The sequence below is a fragment of the Portibacter marinus genome (genome assembly GCF_021533195.1).
Classification (GTDB): Bacteria; Bacteroidota; Bacteroidia; order Chitinophagales; family Saprospiraceae; genus Portibacter; species Portibacter marinus.
In genome coordinates, this window is record NZ_JAJNKB010000002.1 from 329,759 (window position 1) to 349,505 (window position 19,747).

Sequence of the window (19,747 nt, forward strand, 5' to 3'; positions counted from 1 at the left end):
CATCAATTTTCACTGCAAAGATCCTCTTTTATGATAAGTCCTGAACTTGAAGGTATGGTGACATTGTTCATCAAAGTTACCTTTGGAGCAATTAACTCAACACCCGTAAGATTTTGATTCAGGGGATCACTTATCTTGATTTCATCAGCAGCCAGATAGGTTCCAGAGAGTGGATAATCAGATGAAGTCAGAGTAATACTCTTAGCTACGTTTTGGTCTATCACTTTATAAATGTCACCTCCTAGTGTCGCTAACCATAATTCTCCTTTGCTATCTTCTCCATAAGTGGTCACGTTAGCTGGAGCACCTTTAAATGCTATTCCCGATCCATCAGACTCAATGATCCAACTGTTATTGGTAACAAAGTCTGTACAAATGTATTTGCCGATCAGATCAGGATATTTGCATCCACGATAAACAAATCCTCCGGTAATAGAATTGGCTTTATTGACGTCTGTATCAAATTGACTGCTTCGATGAGCCATAACATAGATTGGATCGGTATAATCATTACTATTACATAGTGGTACACTTGTAGTGCCACAACCCGATGATCCTCCTGCATAACAATCATTTCCTTCCATCCGTTTCCAACCGAGATTGAGGCCTGATGCGTTTTCAGCATTTGCAATGAAAGTGACTTCTTCCCATAGTCCTTGACCTACATCAGCAATCCACATATCTCCGGTTTCTTTGTCAAAAGAAAAACGCCAGGGATTTCTTAATCCGATACTCCAGAGCTCTATTGGACTATTTGAAGGAACACTATAAGGGGCGGAATCTAACATTCCATCAACATCCATTCTAAGGATTTTTCCCATAAAATTGTCGGTTTTCTGAGCTCGACATCCCGGATCTCCACCGTCTCCACCATCTCCTGATGCGATATATAGTAATCCATCTGTGGGCCCAAAGCTAAGATCACCACCATTATGATTGCTATAGGGCTGATAAAACCTGATCAATTGATTCTCAGTGGTAAGATCCGCTTCATTGGCATTGTCTATCTTTACTTTAAATTCTGAAACAACAGTATATCGATTATTGTCTATGTAGTTGATGTAAAACTTTCCATTATCTTCATAGTTGGGATGAAATACCAAACCAAGTAATCCCTTTTCCCCACAACAGTCGATTTCATTGCTAAGATCTAAGAACAATCCTGGTAAGGGAGTTTCATTTTCTATGATTTTAATTTTGCCTTCCTGCTCTACGATAAATAATCGATCCGTTCCATCTTCAGGGTTACTAATATCGACTGGTCTGGAATAGCCACTAAAAGTTAATTCGAAATCAACATTTGGTTGTGCGGAAAAATAAATTGGTATCAATAGTAATAGAATAAAAAAGTTTTTCATATCATCCTTTTTTTAATGAAGTATGTAACTAGGTACTGACTAGGACTCTTTTGATCGTTTACTTGTTTTGTAAGTGGGGTAAAGAAGTGTCTATTTGTCTTAAGCATTAACTGGCCTATCTATTGTCTTACTTTGTAGTAGGGTAGGGAAAGTATATTGCAATAAAGAAACATGATGGAAAAAATGATAATTTTAAAGATGCTTAAATATTATCTGGGGGTATCCCTGCTAATGGTTGGTAGTCACCTTTACGGTCAAGGATATTTCCAGCAGGACGTTAACTATGACATTGTTGTAGAATTAATAGATAGCACACACACCTTACAAGGTACGATTACAATTGATTACAAGAACAATTCACGAACTCCACTAGATACTATTTATATGCATCTGTGGGCCAATGCTTTCAAGAACAGGAGCACTGCTTTTGTAAAGCAGAAATTGCGAAACTTTGATACAGACTTTTACTATGCGGATGAAAGTGACTATGGAGGTTATTCTGATTTAGAATTCAGGGTGGATGGTCAGCAGGTGAGATGGGGGGTTGATGATGAGCATATAGATATTGCTTATTTATTCTTAAACAAGCCTCTACTACCAGGAGAAGGCTTGACAATTTCTACCCCTTTTACACTTCAAATCCCTGCTTCATTTTCTCGTCTGGGCCATGTGGAAACGTCATATCAGATGACTCAGTGGTATCCAAAGCCCGCTGTTTTTGACCATGCAGGTTGGCATGTAATGCCTTATCTTGATATGGGTGAGTTTTATTCAGAATTTGGAGATTTCAAAGTAGAAATTACGCTTCCTGAGAACTACTATGTGGGTGCCACTGGTGTTTTAATGACCGCTTCAGAAAGAAAATTCCTGGAAGAAAGAATGGATTACACAGACCTGTATTTAAAAGACTCTTTAAAAAGTCACACAGAATTTCCACCTTCTTCGAAGAAAAAGAAAACCATTGTATATGAAGCAGAGAGCGTACACGACTTTGCCTGGTTTGCGGACAAAAGATTCTTGATTCAAAAAGAAATAGCGAGGCTGTCAACGGGCGAAGAGGTGAACTGCTGGGCATTTTTTACCGACTTTGAGAGCTCCCTATGGGAAAATGCTGCCTTTTATACTAAAAGAGCGATTGAGTTTTACTCAGACAGAGTAGGCCCATATCCTTATCCGCAAGCTACTGCTGTCCAAAGCGCATTAAGTGCAGGGGGAGGCATGGAATATCCTATGGTAACAGTAATAGGTCCTTCAGCAATTCCCGCAGCTTTAGATCAGGTTATTACACATGAAGTGGGACACAATTGGTTTTATGGCATTTTGGCGAGTGATGAAAGAGATCACCCCTGGATGGATGAAGGAATGAATTCTTATCATGATCACAAGTACATGGATATTTATTATGATGATTTTGATGAGTTAGGAGGTATACTACCAGCAAAGATCAAAAGGCAAATGGAATATTCGGCTTTGAGTTTGGTTTATCAGGTTTGGAGCAGAATTGCTAAAGATCAGGCCCCGAATACCACTTCCAATCAATTAACGAGTGTCAACTATTTCCTTGGAGCCTATGAGAAGCCTGCGATTGCTTTTAGGATTTTAGAACGATACCTCGGGGAGGAAGAATTTGTTTATGCCATGCGTGACTATTATAATAGATGGAAATTCAAGCATCCTCAGCCAGAAGATGTCAAAGCGAGTTTCGAGCAGAGTACCGGAAAAGATCTGACTTGGTTGTTTGAAGGGATGCTTTACTCTAATGCAATATATGATTATGAGTTGGAAGAGGTAAACCATAGTACTAATGCTGTCACTGTAATTAATCATGGCGAGGTAGCAGCTCCAGTCAGTATCACGTTGTATTCAGATTCAACAGATGCTACAACCATTTGGTTTGAAGGATTTTTAGGCAGTAAGACGTTAACGATAGATCAGTTAGATGGCAAACAAGTGGAAATTGACCGGGAAAGAATTTCATTGGATGTTTCGCCTGATAATAATGATCTTAGAGTAGGGTCTTTACAACTGCGCTTCTTAAGTGGATTGAAAACCAGCAAAACAAATAAGATATTTTACGCACCCGTAGTTGGTATCAATACTTCCAATTTATTGCAAGTGGGTTTGGCGTTTCATAATTACGGTATTCCTTTAAGTAATTTTCAATATTATATCAATCCTTCTGTCGGGATTCGAAAAGGAAAGCTTATAGGCTCGTTTGAATTCAGACGGGACTTTCCAAGGAGGAATGGCCCACTGAGGAACGTTTCGATAGCCTTAGGTGGTAAATCATATCACGAAAGCTATAATGAGCGCTTTGATTACAGCCTTAGATTTACCAGGATTCAACCGTCTATTGATTTTGAATGGAAGAAGAGCTGGGTGAGCCAGGTAAGCCACTATCTGAGCTATCGACCCATAGGCATCATAACAGAAATTCCGATGTTCAGTACTGAGAATGGTTACGAAGGAAAAACAAACAGCTTTGCGCTCATACATGATTTGCAATATACCTATGTAAAGAGGTCTCCTATCACACCATTAAAATTTCAAGTGAATACTGAATTCAGGCGATACGATAGAGGAATCAGTATGAACAGGTATTTAAAACTATATGGAGATGTCGAAGCTAAATTTGCCTATAAGAAAGATAGATTTTTCGAAATAAGAGGTTTTGCCGGATTCTTTCCGCTTCATAGCGAACGCCAAATTTCAACTTCAGCTGCTCTTGGAAATTTTTCACTGTTTCATCGAGGGGTGAATGATTATCGCTACGATTTTCATTTTATAGATAGAAGAGGACAAGATGGATTTCTTTCCAGACAAGTCACCTTGTCAGACGGGGGATTTAAAAATGGAATTACCAATTCTATGCCTATAGGATTGTCTAACAACTATATGGCGTCTGTGAACTTAGCCATTGATTTGCCTTTTGGCTGGACTTCTATAATTCCTATTAAGCCTTATTTTGACGCTGGGTTATACAGTTTTAAACCTACCTCGTCGGATCCATTTAGTCAAGAGCTACTTTACAGTGCAGGCCTGATGATTGATTTTCGAAAGGTAGTCATGATCCATTTTCCTTTTTTTAATTCTGACAGGATCAATGATGTCTATGCACAGACAACTACTAACTACCTGCAAAAGATCTCTTTTACGCTAAATATTAATAAACTTGATCCACATCGTCTGAAATATTGGTTTTACAGATAAATTTTTTGAGCTCTAAGTAGCCTATACTTGCATATACTAGGGAGAGATAAAGCATAGAGTAGCTATTTGTAGGTCTTACAGAACGAGATTCAGGAGAATTCACTATGTATTAGTATTTAACGTTGATATCCAATAAATGATGAGGCTGGAAATTCTATGCTGATGGTGTAAAGCTCGCTGTTAAGACAAGCTTATAAAAGAAATTAGTGGAAGTTGATTAAAATTGTCTATAAAACTATTCGACCTTAATGAATTTTAATTATCTTAATGAGGTCGCTGTTATTTCCATTACTTCAATTAAATCCTGTAGAAGATGAAGAATTTTAAGCAAAACGTTATTCAGAAAGAAAAGAAAGAGCTTGGATTTGTATCACCACCTATCACCGAATACATGACCAAGGAGTTAATCACCTTCAAACCTGATACAGCTATCATTGAAGTGATTGAGACCCTATTAAAAAATCGAATTACAGGTGCACCAGTTCTCAATGATTCAGGAGAAGTAGTGGGCCTTATAGACGATAAAGATTGCCTGCATGTTTTGATGAGTTCTGCATATAACAATCATCCTGTTGACAGGGATACAGTTAGTGATTATATGTCGAATGTGATGAAAAGTATTTCACATGATGCTGATATCTTAGATGCGGCCACAGTATTTACTTCCACTCCATTTAAAAGATTGATTGTCCTGGATGACAAAGGAAAACTAGTGGGGCAAATCAGTAGAAGAGATGTTTTGAGAGCAATCAAGAAGATCAATTCCACCACCTGGTAGATGTAGATTCTGTGATTGACATGGCGGATTGTTCAAAACTATTTCTTCTGAACTATACTTAATATTTTATCACGTTCTCTAATTTGAAATTGGTCTACAATTTCAAAGCTATCAGGTACTTGGTATTTCTCTTCGTCGATGACATAGTAGACTTGCTCGTCCTCATGTTCCATATCTCTTTCAGTAATTCGTCCTCTTGTGGAGCTGATGTAGAATGAGCTTGTATAATCTATTTTCGTCCTTTCCCATATTCGCAAATCTTCATCCTTGTATCTTTCTCCGACGCTGATGGCCTGTTGTTTATATGCTGTTGCCGGATCATGTTCATGTCGATCCGGCAGTATGAACCAGTTAAAACCTATTCTGATAATAAGCAAAGCACTTATTAAAGTGATCAGTCTTTGTTGTTTATGATGGTAAAAATAATAGGCGATAAAGATTAATGAAACGGAGACTGCTGCTCCTTTCAAAATAGGAATGGATACGTCGTTTAAACGTTCCATAAATGGAAAGACGATTCCCAAGAATGCACCCACAATTATGGTTGCGATTGAGAAGTAGATAAAAACCTTATAAAGTACGGTTTCGTCTTCATAATGTAACTTGTGTAAATAAAGAAATACCGAAAATAATATCGGAATTAACATTAAGATGTATCTGGGATACACTTCGATAGAAGCCCAATAAACCAAAATATTGACTCCAAAAATGATGGCACAATACTTAATGAACTCATTCTTGAAAAGAATTTTCAGTAAATCTCTTCTGAACAAATATATGACCATGATGGACCATGGGAAAAAGTCATAGGTGTTTTGAAAAGGATAGATAATCAGATGTCTGAAAAAATCCCAGATGGTATGGGTATCGTGCATCAAAGTTCTTCTGGTCGACTGATCAAGTAATCCCGTAATGGCGCGCCCTTCCGGGTTTGCACTGTAATAATAAAGATAATAGGATCCTACTATAGCACAAAACACAAGGATACCGAAAAGGTGTTCTTTGGAAAGCAATCGCTTGAGGTCTTTTTGGTATCCAAAAAAAACAACCAGGCTCAATCCCTGGAATAGGATGGTCGGAAAGCCTTTCAGTAAAAAACCTACGGCCGCCAGGAAAGAAGACAAAAGAAACATTTTGAGATATTGACCTTTGTGGTAGCAGTGAAAAATGACCATGAGTTCCATGTATGTTACCCAGGAATAACACATGTCTATGTACCCCAACATGGAATCCCAAAACAAAATTCTTCCACAGGTCACAAATAGCATGGCATTAATAAAAGCAAATTGTCTGTCATAATATTTCTGGGAGTAGTAATAAATAGTAAAGGCATATACCATTAGAAAAAAGAGCGTAGGAATTCGAAGTGCCCATTCATTCAAAGAACCCATCAGGGTATAACTGATGTTAAGTATCCAGTTGTACAAAGGAGGTTTAGAGTAATATAATGTACCATTCAAGGTAGGTGTAAAGTAATCGCCACTAAGCCTCATTTCCAATGCTACCAGTGCTCTGATAGATTCATCCTCATTCAGTGTGATCAAATCCAGATTAATCAAAAAGGCTGGCAGGCAAAGTGCCACAGCTAGAAAGTACCAGAAGTAATTTGGTATTCTAAAGCCTTTCATTCCTTTGGTAGGTAAATGATTTCAGTACAATTGTCTAAAGTAAATATTTTCTGTGCAACTTTCCTGATGTCATTTATGGAAACATTCCTGTATAGTTCAGATTGCTTGTTGATTAACGATACATCTCCTATCATTTCGAAATAGGCGATATTAATCGCTTTGTTAAGATTGTTCACTTCAGAGAATACCAAAGAACTTTCAATTTTATTTTGGACTTTCTCTAATTCCTGCTCTTCAATCTCCCCATTTTTAAGAGCGTTTAATTCTTTCCATATGGCCTGAATTCCTTCTTCAATTTCTATTTTATCGTGAGGCTTGGCCTCTATTAAAAATAATCCGGGCTCTACGGTTCCTGTGATGTAAGCATCAATATAACTGAATAGCTCCTGATCCTTGAGTAAATGCTGGTAGAATCTGCTGGATCTTCCGCCACTTAAAATATCAGAAATCACATCACATACATAAAAATCATTGTGATAGCGATCGCTCATGTGGAAGTTAAGGTACAATGATCTCAAAGGAACATCTGACCGGGTTTCTAATTTGATATGTTGGCGTTGAGGTTCTTCCTGTTCCCAATTGGAACTTTTTACTTCTCCAGCAGGAATGCGTCCGAACCATTTTTCTACAAGTTCAAAAGCACGATCAGGTTCTATATTTCCTGATATAGTAAGTATGGCGTTATTGGGAAGATAATAGGAATTGTAAAATTCCAAAACATCTTCCAATCTCGCTTTTTCAATATGTTCAGGGATTAGACCAATGGTCGGCCATCTATAAGGATGTTTTTTGTAAGCGTTCCCTGAAATCGTATGCCATACGTCACCATAAGGTAAGTTCAAGGTAGTTTCTTTAAACTCTTCGATGACGACCTTTTGCTGAATTTTAAGTTCCTTTTTACCACAGACCAGGCTTCTCATTCGATCGCTTTCTAACCAAAGAGCGGTTTCTATATTTTCAACCGGAAGAATTTCGTAGAAATTGGTGATGTCACTATTTGTGAAAGCATTTGATTCTCCACCAGCTTTTTGTATGGGTTCGTCAAAGTCAGGAACATTTTGTGAACCTGAAAACATTAAGTGTTCGAAAAGATGGGCAAATCCTGTTTTCTGAGGATCCTCATATTTAGATCCCACGTTGTAAAGCAAATTGACCGCAACAAGTGGAGTACTCTTATCTTCATGGACGATCACCCTAAGTCCATTGTTTAAAACTTTTCTCTCGTATTCTATCAACTTTAAATCTTGTAATTACAAATATACAGTCTTATGCTGTACCCCTATGCTATTTTTCAAATTAATGAAAGATCCATGTAAATGTAAAGTAGTTTGCATAAATACCAATTCAATCCATAGGGGGAGCAACAAAACTTAAAGTAATTAAGTATATATTTATGTATACATTACCCGTATAGAGAATGATACCTGTTTACACTAAAACTAGGTATTTTATGAAACTAATTTTTAAAGTCTTCATTCTTGCTTTTCTCACTTTTGCAGGAATGAATTCATGTCAGAAAGAGCAGACAGAGATTGTAGAAGCGTTTGATTTAGAAGATTATATCGGTCGGTATAACTTCGACATCGAACTGGAAACGTTTCGCAATGGAGAAAGTGTAGTAAGTTACCATCAGTCCGTGGGCTATGTGACCAAGGAAAATGATTATACCATAAAAGTATTATTCGACTTTTCTGCCCCCAAGGTAGATTGTGTATATGAATATGTGGTCAGAACAGATGGTTCTTTCTACTCCACTTTTAGAGGTGCAGGAGACCGAACCGGTCAGTTCATCGATGGAAATATTCAATTTGAAGAACATATTGATCTAGGTTATGATAATTTCAAGCACCTGGATTTTGTAGGAACTAATTATTCTAAGTAACGAGCGACTTATGCTAAATTGTAAGCACTAACTAAGCTTATCCCTAATACTAATTGCCGGAATATGGTCCTCCATATTCCGGCTTTTTTATTTTATGATCTTTAATTTATCTAAAATCTTATAAGATAAGTCAAGAAGTGATTGACGAATTTTATACAGACCTGAGCAGTCTTCTTTTAATATACAGAATATCTGAATGTAATGTAAAATAGAATACAAAAAAGGTATTGCTTGGACGATCATACGAACCAGAGAGCCAATAAATAAGTATAAATTAGTGACTGAAACACCCCTTTGAGAGAATGATACCTGTTTTATGTAATTTCTTTAAAAAGGTGTTTATGAAACAGTATTTATTTATTCTCATTCCTGTGATTCTCATTATATCAGGAATGAATTCGTGTCAAAAAGGGGATTTTGAAATTATTGAAACGTTTAACTTGGAAGATCATATCGGGCGATATGAGTTTGATATTGATCTGGAGACGTTTCGAGATGGAGTAAAAAATGTGAGTACCCATCATTCAGTGGGTTATGTGACTAAAGAAAACGATTATACCATTAAGGTATTATTCGATTATTCGGAGCCAAATATCAATTGTGTCTACGAATTCCTGGTAAGGTCAGATGGATCATTTTACTCCACGTATAAAGGTGCGGGAGACCGGAGTGGCCAATTTATCGATGGAAATATTGAATTTCAAGAGAAGATTGAGCTTGGCAATGGTAACTTCAAGCATTTGAAATTTATTGGTGTAAATTTTAGCAAACTTTAGCTTTAATAGCAGGGGTGCTATTATTTATTAAGTTTTTACCCTAAAACGCGAAGAAAGCTGAGATATTCACTGTAATATCTCGGCTTTTTTCTTTTAGTTAGAAAGCGATTATAAACTATGGGGCAAATGGATCAGTATTAGATCAAATGTCTTGTTTAGGGGTAATAACTGAATACCATTTTTTAGACTTTTTTTGACACTAATACAAAAAAAGATGCCCCCCTTCTGCTTTTTGTGGGAGGCACCTTATTCGGGCTAACTTTATTTCGGTTCAGAGGTATTGCGTCAAATCGATGCAAATTAGTTCAAAAAATACAAATGCAAAGTATGAATGCTAGCTATACTTTGACTTTAATTTAATTGTTCAAGATGAGTGGTAAGCCACCTTCACCACCTCCAACGATGACGACCTTGCTATTAGGAGATTGAGCCAGTTGTAAAGTAGCCTCTATTCCTTTATCCATTAAAATTTTGTCATTAAGACTCCTCGTTAGAATATCATTCGCATCGGCCTTCGCTTGTGCTTCAATCAATCTTCTTTCCGCTTCTTTTCGCTCTCTTTCCAATCTGAACTCATATTCCAGAGAGGATTGCTCTTCTTTCAGCTTTCTCTCGATAGCATCCTGAAGGGTTTGAGGAAGTTGTACACCTCTAATGAGTATATCATCAATCACAATATATTTCTTTTCTACCTTATCTCTTGTTCGCTCGTATATTTCCTGCTGAATTGTTTCCCTCTTTGTACTGTATAATTCATCCGGTAAATACTTACCAATGATTTCTCTGGTAGCAGATCTCAATTCAGGGATGATAATGGTTTGTAGGTAATCCTTCCCAATTTCATCATGCAGATAGGCAATCTGACTTTCAAGAGGTTGGTACCGTGCAGATAGATCTACTTCGATGTTCAAACCATTTTTGGAAAGAACAGTCATTTCCTCAAAATGCTCTTGTATTCTTACATCGTAGATGTATACTTTATTCCAGGGCATAATTACTTTAAAACCCTGAGAAAGTGGCGGGGTATCTTTATCTAATCCGCCAGCAAATCTTTTGAAGACGATACCTTTTTCACCGGGATCTATCGTCACAAACGTGGTGTTGGTTAGAATTAGAAGAACGATTAAGATAATGAATCCTGGTATCAATAGTTTGAGTAATCCACCTTTCTTTTGTGGATCTATGTTAATTGTTTTTCTTGTAGACATTATTTATTTAATTTTAATTACTTCGGAGTAAATCTCCCTCGTTATGTAAAATACGAATAGAGATTAATAAGTTTCGAATTTAAAGGTTTTATTACCAATTGATTAGAATACTCGACAAACACAATAGCGAAGATGTGAGTAATTTAAGCTGGCAAATAAATGGCCACTCCCGAATCAAATGAAGAGCAAGGGAGAGTCATACGACGATTCAATCATGATTCAGCCATTGAGTGGCAAGCTCAGAAACAGCCTGCACATCTTGATCCATCATACACCTGAAATGTTTTTTGGGGCATTCCGCTTTTCCCAGCTTTGAGCAGGGCCGGCAGCCCAGACCTTTCACTTCAAATGAATCAAAAGAGGTCTGATAAGGCCCCATTCCGAACTCAGGTACGGTGTTGCCCCATAAAATGGCAATAGGTTTTTTAAGTGCAACTGCAATGTGCATCATTCCTGTATCGCTCGTGATAACATATGAGGACTGCTCAATGATGGAAGCAGATTGAGCAATTGAATATTTACCACAGGCATTGGTCACATTTCTGTACTGATTTTCAAACTCAGCGCCCAGATTTTTTTCTTCCGGCCCTCCTACAAGAACGATGGGACATTTCAACAGGGATATGATGTTTGTAATTTTTTGTTTGGGAATTCTTTTAGTGAAGTAAGTTGCTCCTAAAACCAACACCACGTATGAACTCAAATTCAAATTGACTTGATCTTCAGCTTTTATATAATATTCTAGCCCCAGGCCATCCTTTTTAACCATCGGAACAGCCATAAAGTAACGATCGACAATATGTAGTTCCGGAAGTTTATTCATCCCCACATTGACATAAATCCATTTTAGCAAATTCAACTTAGGAAAACTATTCCCAGGTTTGCCAAGCCATCTCTTGACCTGGAATGAACGTAAATTGTGATGTAGGTCTGCAACATAGTCATAATTCGCTTCCAATAACTCTCCTTTGATTTCTTTTAAATGATTTTTGAAGCTAATGATTTTACTGAGATGAGGGTTAGATTTTAGGAGATCCCCATGTTGATGCTTTGTCAATAAATGTACTTCTGCTCCAAGTTGCAGTTTACAAGCTCTTATAACTGGTGTGGTTAGTATGATATCACCTATGCTACTGAATCGTATGATAAGAATCTTCACACTAGACTAATTCTTATTAAAAACTTCGGTGTATTGATGGTCTTTTGTTTTAACAGACAGCGTATATAAGCCATCGAATAAGGTTGAAATATCTATTTGTTGTAATGTTTTTGCCGTTTCAGATTGCATTTCTTCAGATATCATTAATCTTCCACTTGCATCGAAAATTTGGATCAAATAAGGGGCGGGTGTTTTGGCGTCGAATTCGATGTTCAACTTATCCCTGGCTGGATTAGGAAACAGCTTCAATACCAAATCATCCTTGTATTCGTTTTTTGTGTCTGACAATATCCTGCTACCGTTTCTGAAAACGACTCCCCATTTTGCATCCTCAATGAGTAAGCCCTCAGAATTTTGAATCGGTAAGATTTTGGAAACATCCAGATCAATTAAAAAAAGATCTGTATCAAAGGTGGTCTCATTCGAAAAGACCAGCTGGTTGTCTGTTCCACTAAAAGAAGGATATCCAAGACTTGCACTTTCATAAATTAGTCCCAGATCTCCGGTTTCAATATTGGCACCTACGACAGCATATTCATTGGCTTCTATAAAATCGAAAGCGATTATATATGGAGAATTTTTAGAAAAAGTCGGATTTCCCACACTGACTCCCTCCGAAAGACTGCTAAACAATTTGAAAATATTTCCATCTCCCCAATTATTTCTTGCGTTATCCCACACGTTCAGGAACCCAATGTCCCAGTATCCAATCTGCTCTCCAAAATTCCCGGTAATTTCACTATAAACATCGTACATCAAAACCTCCCCAGATATATCAAATTCTAAAACATCCGCAAATCGTGCATCACCTGTAGAAATTCCCTCTGTGAACGTAGGGTTATAGAGTTCGAAACCTTCCACTCCGAATGGATCTACGTACCATTCATTTAGATTAAAGTCAAAGACCCATATTCTGTTAGATTCTGCAGATTCCACTGCTGCCAGTCGATTACCATCCTTTGAAATCGCCACGTTGCTCCATATTTCCTGGTCCTGGACCAATTGGGAATTAAAAGTATTGTTGTCCCAGTCGCAGATCGTTGCGGCAATTTGATGGCTAGCATTGACATAATAAATTAAGCTACCATCGTCGGTCACACTGGGTACGCTAATGGGAGCAAAAGCCGATGCTGGATCCACTCTCAGATTAAGGCCGGCATCGACAATGGTGTATTTGGTTTGTCCTGGATCAGAGTATATGAGAAATTCATCACCGGGGTTGATCTGAGCATCTTTGGTATAGTTGCCACCTGAGCCAGTTCCTATTCCGACTTGACTAAAGGCATTCATAGCTGCATTGACTTCAGCACTACCATACAAGTCTTCGGCAGATTGAAGGACCGCATTTCTGGCATCAACAAACCTGGATGATCTGGTAAGATATTGAGTAAGCGCCCTATAAAAAACCTTCTCAGCCTTTTCTTTACCTACTGCCTCGGCAAATAGATAGAAAGCATGATTAGGAATACCACTATTAATGTGTACTCCACCATCATCCAGTGTACCGAAATATTGTTCATCCACATGTTTTGGTTGCCAACCCCGGTCACCCAGCTGAGAACCTCCATTATTGGGATTGCTTAAATCTCGCAGAGCGCCTGTCGGAAAAGCATTGGTCACGACTTCTTCGCCAATTTGATAATCATCACGATCCATCATTACCGCAAATATATCTGCAAAGCTTTCATTGAGTGCGCCGCTTTCATTAATGTAGTTTAAATTGGCACTGGTTTGGACCACTCCATGTGACATTTCATGACCAGCCACATCTAATGCACCTGCTAGAGGAAAAAATTCGGTATCTCCATTTCCATAATGCATGGCAAGTCCGTTCCAGTATGCGTTATCCATGGACAATTCATTTTCATCGGTCACATTCACAATCGATATGAGGTTACCGCCGCTTCCATCTATAGAATTTCTTCCATGAACATTCCGAAAATAGTCATAGGCAATATTTGCATTATAATGGGCGGACACGGATGATCTGTCAGACCATGAAAGATTATCATTGTTAGCTACATGAAAGTAAACAAAGCCTTCATTTTCAGGGCTTTTATTCCTGGCATCAAGGGTAAGTATTCCGCCTACCACGTCTGTGGGAATTTGTGACTGTGAAGCACTAAAATTTGGTTTTGTTGTATTGATTAGGAAAAAATTACCACTTGCCTCATAGGTGTTAATGGTTCTTGGTATTCCATTCAAATCTTGTGCTACAGCTGTCCTGGGGCCATCAGGCGGAGTCAAATGATCAGCATGAACTCTGCAAATGTTAGAATACTGTTCTATGATTTCTCCCGTATGAGCATCCATGAAGTAAGTTTTGTAACTGCCTAGATTTTCGTAGGCTTGCACGTAGTAGACCAATCTCTCTTTGTCTGCAAGTTCCTGTTCATGAAAAATGACAAGTTCTATCTTTATCTGTTCAGTCTGAAAGAAGTCTAGTTGCTCGTTCGGAATTGGAATAAAATTTTCTTTAGAACTTAATATTTGTCCTATTTGACGCTTTGCTTCTGGCAAACTTAGAGTTGGAATTATCGTCTGCAGAGATGGCGTAGGAAACCCACGACCCATAACGTGTTCAATTCTCCCGTTCTTAGCGTGCAAGTTTAATTCACCTGCAAAAACAGGCACTCCGTTAAATTGCTGTTGAGCTTTAATGTGATGCATTCCCAGCTCATCTACTTCCACGCTCTTTATTTGCCACTCCGTTGTAGCATCCTTTACTTGAAAAAACGCTGCTAATTCTTTAAGGTAAGCATTGACTTGCCTTTCGATATTGGCCTCATGGTCAACTAACCAACCTTTCATAAGGGTTGGCATTTTATTATGATCGAAGTCAATTACTCGAATGGGGTTTCTTAAATTTTTAAGCGAAAGTGCTTTTAACTGATTAATAGGGAAACTTTCTGTAGTGTCTACCCGATTTGGAATCCGTGGCGGTTTAGGCTTCTTAATAATGGTAATCCGTTCTCCTTTTTTTTCAATGGTTTTCAGTTGAGCGTTTAAGTCCAAAGCGAAAATCATTAGGAGGGGTAGTATTAATTTTTGTACCATCATAGTTCAATTGAATTACACAGTGCTAACAGATCAGCGTAGACAAATTTAAGTTTTTATTATCATACTTTTCGTTCCCATTGCTGCTGCTATTAAAATGCAACTGTCCCGTTCGGATCAATTTTTATATCAGCTTAACCTACTTCATAATCTTTGTGTGCTTAATCTCAAAGTGGGTTATAGCAAAAATTAGTTTTTACCGTATCTATATTTATGAGAGCAACACAAGTAGGGTCCAAAGATCATCGCGCTACAGTCAAATTGTCTTCACTTCCTCGAAAAGCATTTGCGATCCTCCATATGAATTATAGCCCAAAAAAGGAATCTGAACTTCTGGCGATGATTTCGCGTGATGATTGATATACTCATCTGAAGTGAAATGGCATTGCCCTAAAAATCCTAGCTTTTAACTATTTCATAATTTCTTCCTGGTGATTGATGCTTTCCTGGTGAACTGAGCGAAAAAGTGTGTTGATAAATTCTACGCTTAATCCTAGATTCTCTGCTTTTTTCTCTGACTTGACCAATATTTGGTTCCATCGATCTGGTTGGAGAATCGAAATATTATGGGCTTTCTTATATCGACCTATTTCTTCAGCAAGTTTCATTCTGTCGTCCAGAATTCGCAGTAATTCATCATCTAATACGTCTATCTTAGAACGTAAAACAGAAAGATCCGATTGCTCTTCGGTACTTCCACCTTTTTCCCTGATCACTAATTCTCTGACCAATTGGCCAAAAACTTTTGGTGTGATTTGTTGTGCTGCGTCACTCCAGGCATTGTCCGGATCTGTATGAACTTCCGTCATTAAGCCATCAAAATTCAGATCCATCGCTACTTGTGCGACGTCTTTTAAAATGTCTCGTCGTCCGCAAATATGGCTGTTGTCATTGATTACCAACAGGTCCGGAAATTGCCTTTTCAACTCAATGGGAATTTGCCAGGTAGGAGCATTTCTGTAATTGGTCTCGCCAAACGAAGAAAAGCCTCGATGTATAGCAGCTATTTTGCGTATCCCTGCTTTATATATTCTTTCAATTCCTCCAATCCAGAGTTTAAGGTCGGCGTTGATCGGATTTTTGACCATCACTGGAATGTCTACTCCTTGTAAAGCGTCAGCGATATCCTGCACAGAAAATGGATTAACAGTAGTTCGAGCCCCTATCCAAAGTGCATCAATGCCATGATACAAGCACTCATCGACATGTACCCGATTTGCTACCTCTGTGGTGACTTTCAGTCCCGTTTCTTCTTTCACGCGTCTTAACCATTTTAAACCCAAAGCTCCTACACCTTCGAAAGATCCCGGTTTTGTGCGAGGCTTCCATATCCCGGCTCTGAACATGTCAATGTTCTGATCTTTGAGTTCTTTAGCAATACCCAGCACCTGTTGTTCAGTTTCAGCGCTGCACGGACCCGCTATGATGTAAGGTCTTTTTTTATCTACTCCGAATGGATTTTCAAATTTCATTTCCATCTTAATTCTATTTTAATATTTTTTTAATCTTGTTAGCTTCACAAACCATATCGTGAAATTTCTTGTAATTTTTATTGATTAATGAACTTCTGAAGTCAGAGAGGACACTGATGTGTTCATCGAGAACCTCTAAAACATTATCCCTGTTTTGCTCGAATATAGGAACCCATGTAGCAGGCGAACTCTTTGCCAGTCTTACAGTACTGCTGAATCCAGTACTGGCCAGCTCAAATATTCTATCCTCATCTTCTTCTTTATTCAAAACCGTTATGGCCAGAGCAAATGAACTTATATGCGATATATGCGAAACGTAGGCGACATGAGTATCGTGTGCCTCAGCTTCCTGAAAAAGCAATTTCATACCCATCTGCTCATACATCGATCTGACCAGTTCGAATTTTCCAGGATCACTATCTTGATGATTACAAATCACCACAAATTTATTAGTAAATAACCCAGAAATGGCAGCATGTGGTCCAGAGTATTCAGTACCTGCCATGGGATGCGTCGCAACATAGCTTGCCCTTTTCGGATGTGTAGATATCTGTTCGATAATTTCAGCCTTGGTAGAACCCACATCTATGACGATTTGGTCTTCCACCAAATCAAGGACACTTGCAACGATCGAACTAATGGTGTCCACTGGTGTAGCTACGATGATTAATTCAACATTCTTAACTGCTGATTCCAGAGACATGCATTCGTCGACAAAGCCAAGATCTATGGCCAACTCCTGATGCGCTTTTGATTGATCAACGCCTATAACTTGATCGGCAAAACCAATTTCCCTCAGAGTTTTGACCATTGAGCCCCCTATCAAACCTAGTCCTATAACCGCTACTCTCATTGCTCTTCTTTAAATTTTCTGATTCTTTCAAATGCTTCGTTGATCAACGCTGTTGGTTGGCAAAGTGAAATTCTGATATATTGATCTCCGTTGCTTCCGAAAATATTTCCAGGTGTTAAAAAGACATTCGCACCGTATAAAACCTGATCTGCTAAAGCCTTTGCATCCTTATGTTGCTCATTAATTTTAGCCCAAAGAAACATGCCACTCTGATCCCCTTGGTATTGGCATTCTAACAATTCAATAATTTTTTCTGCCGCTTTTTTACGTCGAAGATATTTTTTGGTTAGAGACGCATACCAGTGATTGCCTGCCTGCAAAGCAGCGATAGCACCATCCTGTATGGCTCTAAACATACCAGAATCCATATTGCTCTTAAATTTCAGAACTGTCTTGATGTATTCGGAACTGCCTGCTAGCATTCCCACTCTCCATCCTGACATATTATGTGACTTACTCAAAGAGTTAAGTTCCAGCGCACACTTTTTACTGTCTTCAATACTAAAAATGCTGAAAGGATCAGGGTTCAGTATAAAACTGTAGGGATTATCGTGACAAAGTAGAATTTCATTTTGGATACAAAATGCTATTACTTCCTCCATAACGTCTCTGTCAGCTCTGGCCCCAGTAGGCATGTGAGGATAATTAATCCACATCAATTTTATCTTTGCAGTATCCAGAGATTGCAATTCCTCTATATTTGGCAACCAATTGTGTTCTTCCTTTAAGTTGTAATAAACACAAGTTGCCCCACTCAGCTTTGATGCAGATGCATAGGCTGGATATCCCGGATTAGGAATTAACACTTTATCACCCGATTCGAGAAAGCTCATGCTGATGTGCATAATGCCTTCTTTAGATCCTATTAATGGCAGTATCTCTGTCGCTGGGTTCAAACTGACATCGTATTTTCTTATATACCACTCAGCAAAAGCAGCACGCAATTCAGGGCTGCCGGTATAGGACTGATAACCATGATTCGATTCATCATTTGCAGACGCATTTAATGCATTGACAGCAGCCAAAGGTGGTGGTAAATCCGGTTTACCTATACCCAAATTGATCACATCTTTTCCATCCGCATTCATCTGCGTCACTTCCCTCAGTTTGTGCGAAAAGTAATATTCCTGTACATGATCCAGTCGACTGGCAGGTTTAACTATCATAGTATTCCCCTTTTTCGTAAGTTCCAAGAATTTTCAATTCAGAAGTGTCATTTCTTAAATCATCCATAATCTTTTCAAAATCACCTTTGCCATTGATGATAAAATCCACAAAGAAATAATATTGCCACTCTTTCCCAATGATGGGCATGGATTGAATTTTAGTAAGATTCGTGTTATTCTTACTTAAATTATTCAACACTGTACTCAAGCTGCCCACCATGTGTTCTACCGCAAATGATACCGAGACCTTTACATGATGCTTCTTATATTGATGCCCATCCTTTCTTTCTAGAACTAAAAAGCGGGTGTAGTTCCTGTGGTTGGTCTCAATTTCCTCTGCTACCACTGATAGACCAATTTGCTCTGCAGCTAGCTTGCTGGCAATCGCAGCTCGTTTTGGATTCTGATTCTGTTTGACTCTGATGGCACTGGCTGCCGTATCATCCGCTTCCACCAGTCTGATATGTTCGTGGTCCCTAAAAAATTCGGCGCATTGCAGGATGGCCATAGGATGTGAATAAACCTCCTCGATTTCTTCAATACTGATGCCGTTTAAAGCAAGCAGGTTGTGTTTTATTCGTAACAGAACCTCTCCCACAATGGTCAAATTAGAGTCCTTAAGCAAGATATAATTTTGAAGTAAAGAACCTGCAATGGTATTTTCTATGGCCATGACAGCGTAATCACTTTCTGATAGAGATTCCGCTTTTTCAATCAATTCCTTAAAAGTTCTAGCCGGAACTACCTCCACTTCAGAAAGCTTATCTTCAAAATAGTGTCTTGCTGCTATCTCGTGGAACGCTCCTTGCACACCTTGAATGACTACCTTAATTGTTTTTTTCTTATCCATAAAAATGAAAAGGGAGCTCTCATATGAGAACTCCCGTCGTATTTAATTCATATACATGAAGTTCTCATTCCCACTTTCCGTAAAAGTAAAAGAAGAAACAGAAGCATGTATTTTGTGTAATTGTATTCATTTCGGGGTCAAACTTATCTTTTATTTCTGAAATACAAAATAAAAATTCAATAAAAATGGTACTTAAGCATTTAAAATCAATTAGTTATCATTGCAACTATTGCATAAACAACTATAATATTATTATAAAAAAAGCCGATTTGTAGCTTATTTGTTACGAATTGAATGAAAAATTACCTATTTGTGGATACAATTTGGTTAATTGAATAACAATATTCTAT

Annotated in this window: 14 protein-coding genes; 4 read left to right on the plus strand and 10 right to left on the minus strand. The window is 38.1% G+C overall.

Features of this window, described 5'->3' with window-relative positions; all coding sequences use genetic code 11:
• Positions 1–2: 2 nt before the first annotated feature.
• On the minus strand, positions 3–1,358 hold the full coding sequence (locus L2567_RS05525) for a PQQ-dependent sugar dehydrogenase (RefSeq protein WP_235296751.1): 1,356 nt from the start codon (positions 1,356–1,358) through the stop codon (positions 3–5).
• Positions 1,359–1,556: 198 nt separating this feature from the next.
• On the opposite strand from L2567_RS05525, the gene L2567_RS05530 reads away from it, so the two are divergent.
• Together L2567_RS05530 and L2567_RS05535 are read left to right on the plus strand one after the other, a co-directional pair.
• Complete coding sequence (locus L2567_RS05530; RefSeq protein ID WP_235296752.1) at positions 1,557–4,568, plus strand: M1 family metallopeptidase; 3,012 nt, start codon at positions 1,557–1,559, stop codon at positions 4,566–4,568.
• 313 nt (positions 4,569–4,881) lie between these two features.
• Positions 4,882–5,346: a CBS domain-containing protein gene (locus L2567_RS05535; RefSeq protein ID WP_235296753.1), complete on the plus strand. Its 465-nt coding sequence runs from the start codon at positions 4,882–4,884 to the stop codon at positions 5,344–5,346.
• A 38-nt stretch (positions 5,347–5,384) separates the two neighbouring features.
• On the opposite strand, the gene L2567_RS05540 is transcribed toward L2567_RS05535, so the two are convergent.
• Together L2567_RS05540 and L2567_RS05545 are read right to left on the minus strand one after the other, a co-directional pair.
• The gene (locus L2567_RS05540; protein WP_235296754.1) at positions 5,385–6,974 is read right to left on the minus strand and encodes an ArnT family glycosyltransferase; all 1,590 of its coding nucleotides are present in this window, start codon (positions 6,972–6,974) and stop codon (positions 5,385–5,387) included.
• Complete coding sequence (locus L2567_RS05545) at positions 6,971–8,209, minus strand: M16 family metallopeptidase (RefSeq protein ID WP_235296755.1); 1,239 nt, start codon at positions 8,207–8,209, stop codon at positions 6,971–6,973. Before L2567_RS05545 ends, L2567_RS05540 begins: the two co-directional genes overlap by 4 nt.
• Before the next feature lie 215 nt (positions 8,210–8,424).
• On the opposite strand from L2567_RS05545, the gene L2567_RS05550 reads away from it, so the two are divergent.
• A complete protein-coding gene (locus tag L2567_RS05550; protein WP_235296756.1) occupies positions 8,425–8,856 on the plus strand; it encodes a hypothetical protein in 432 nt (143 codons plus the stop codon).
• Positions 8,857–9,197: 341 nt separating this feature from the next.
• The gene (locus L2567_RS05555; RefSeq protein WP_235296757.1) at positions 9,198–9,632 is read left to right on the plus strand and encodes a hypothetical protein; all 435 of its coding nucleotides are present in this window, start codon (positions 9,198–9,200) and stop codon (positions 9,630–9,632) included.
• A 356-nt stretch (positions 9,633–9,988) separates the two neighbouring features.
• On the opposite strand, the gene L2567_RS05560 is transcribed toward L2567_RS05555, so the two are convergent.
• From L2567_RS05560 to L2567_RS05590, 7 genes are all read right to left on the minus strand, one after another.
• Positions 9,989–10,840, minus strand: a complete 852-nt coding sequence (locus tag L2567_RS05560; RefSeq protein WP_235296758.1) for a prohibitin family protein — start codon at positions 10,838–10,840, stop codon at positions 9,989–9,991.
• 208 nt (positions 10,841–11,048) lie between these two features.
• Positions 11,049–11,999 carry a glycosyltransferase family 9 protein gene (locus tag L2567_RS05565; RefSeq protein ID WP_235296759.1) on the minus strand — a complete coding sequence of 317 codons (951 nt, stop codon included), beginning with the start codon at positions 11,997–11,999 and terminating at the stop codon, positions 11,049–11,051.
• 6 nt (positions 12,000–12,005) lie between these two features.
• The gene (locus L2567_RS05570; RefSeq protein WP_235296760.1) at positions 12,006–15,056 is read right to left on the minus strand and encodes a M4 family metallopeptidase; all 3,051 of its coding nucleotides are present in this window, start codon (positions 15,054–15,056) and stop codon (positions 12,006–12,008) included.
• A gap of 410 nt (positions 15,057–15,466) precedes the next feature.
• Positions 15,467–16,534 carry a bifunctional 3-deoxy-7-phosphoheptulonate synthase/chorismate mutase type II gene (locus tag L2567_RS05575; protein WP_235296761.1) on the minus strand — a complete coding sequence of 356 codons (1,068 nt, stop codon included), beginning with the start codon at positions 16,532–16,534 and terminating at the stop codon, positions 15,467–15,469.
• A 7-nt stretch (positions 16,535–16,541) separates the two neighbouring features.
• Entirely contained in the window at positions 16,542–17,381 is an 840-nt protein-coding gene (locus L2567_RS05580) for a prephenate dehydrogenase (RefSeq protein ID WP_235296762.1), read from the minus strand.
• The gene (locus tag L2567_RS05585; protein ID WP_235296763.1) at positions 17,378–18,547 is read right to left on the minus strand and encodes a pyridoxal phosphate-dependent aminotransferase; all 1,170 of its coding nucleotides are present in this window, start codon (positions 18,545–18,547) and stop codon (positions 17,378–17,380) included. Before L2567_RS05585 ends, L2567_RS05580 begins: the two co-directional genes overlap by 4 nt.
• Positions 18,537–19,397, minus strand: coding sequence for a prephenate dehydratase (locus L2567_RS05590; RefSeq protein ID WP_235296764.1), 861 nt, complete (start codon positions 19,395–19,397; stop codon positions 18,537–18,539). The genes L2567_RS05585 and L2567_RS05590 overlap by 11 nt, the downstream gene beginning before the upstream one ends.
• Positions 19,398–19,747 lie beyond the last annotated feature (350 nt).

Coding starts and splice junctions, on each gene's coding strand:
- L2567_RS05525 (WP_235296751.1), bottom strand. CDS start 1,358: ATGAAAAACTTTTTTATTCTATTACTATTGATACCAATTTATTTTTCC.
- L2567_RS05530 (WP_235296752.1), top strand. CDS start 1,557: ATGCTTAAATATTATCTGGGGGTATCCCTGCTAATGGTTGGTAGTCAC.
- L2567_RS05535 (WP_235296753.1), top strand. CDS start 4,882: ATGAAGAATTTTAAGCAAAACGTTATTCAGAAAGAAAAGAAAGAGCTT.
- L2567_RS05540 (WP_235296754.1), bottom strand. CDS start 6,974: ATGAAAGGCTTTAGAATACCAAATTACTTCTGGTACTTTCTAGCTGTG.
- L2567_RS05550 (WP_235296756.1), top strand. CDS start 8,425: ATGAAACTAATTTTTAAAGTCTTCATTCTTGCTTTTCTCACTTTTGCA.
- L2567_RS05555 (WP_235296757.1), top strand. CDS start 9,198: ATGAAACAGTATTTATTTATTCTCATTCCTGTGATTCTCATTATATCA.
- L2567_RS05560 (WP_235296758.1), bottom strand. CDS start 10,840: ATGTCTACAAGAAAAACAATTAACATAGATCCACAAAAGAAAGGTGGA.
- L2567_RS05570 (WP_235296760.1), bottom strand. CDS start 15,056: ATGGTACAAAAATTAATACTACCCCTCCTAATGATTTTCGCTTTGGAC.
- L2567_RS05575 (WP_235296761.1), bottom strand. CDS start 16,534: ATGGAAATGAAATTTGAAAATCCATTCGGAGTAGATAAAAAAAGACCT.
- L2567_RS05580 (WP_235296762.1), bottom strand. CDS start 17,381: ATGAGAGTAGCGGTTATAGGACTAGGTTTGATAGGGGGCTCAATGGTC.
- L2567_RS05585 (WP_235296763.1), bottom strand. CDS start 18,547: ATGATAGTTAAACCTGCCAGTCGACTGGATCATGTACAGGAATATTAC.
- L2567_RS05590 (WP_235296764.1), bottom strand. CDS start 19,397: ATGGATAAGAAAAAAACAATTAAGGTAGTCATTCAAGGTGTGCAAGGA.